The sequence below is a fragment of the Brachybacterium sp. AOP3-A1-3 genome (genome assembly GCF_052378285.1).
In the GTDB taxonomy this organism is placed as follows: Bacteria; Actinomycetota; Actinomycetes; order Actinomycetales; family Dermabacteraceae; genus Brachybacterium.
The window spans coordinates 1-481 of record NZ_JBQSXM010000069.1; the positions used below are offsets into that span (position 1 = coordinate 1).

The 481-nt window shown below is 61.7% G+C and carries 1 pseudogene; it reads left to right on the plus strand.

The window, feature by feature from the left end:
• Positions 1 to 387, plus strand: a pseudogene (locus ACT3T5_RS19620) (AAA family ATPase); the annotation flags it as partial.
• Between the last annotated feature and the right edge of the window lie 94 nt (positions 388 to 481).

Below are 481 nucleotides of genomic sequence, written 5' to 3' on the forward strand. Positions count from 1 at the left end.
CTCGAACTGCTACGAGACCTCCACGATCGCCACCACGTCGCCCTCATGTTCATCGGCATGCCCGGCATCGACCAACGCTTCCGCCACTACCCCCAGCTCTACAGCCGCCTCGGCTTCTCCCACCGCTACCGCGCCCTCGCGCGCGACGAGCTGTTGTTTGTCCTGACTCGTCACTGGAAACGCCTCGGCCGCACCCTCGATCCCGAAGACTTCACCGACGCGCAGGCCATCGCCGCGATCGAACGCATCACCCGCGGCAACTTCCGCCTCCTCGAACGACTCTTCCCCCAGATCGGTCGCGTCCTGAAGATCAACCAACTCGACACCATCACCGACGACGTCATCGAAGCAGCCGCCAGCACCCTAGCCTCGGGCTTTCATCGTTGAGGTGTCCGAAGGGCGGATGAGGACATAGAAAGGTGCTCCTGACCTGGAAGAATAGGGCTTGTCTAGAGTCCATGTCTCCAAGGTCAAAGGAGCA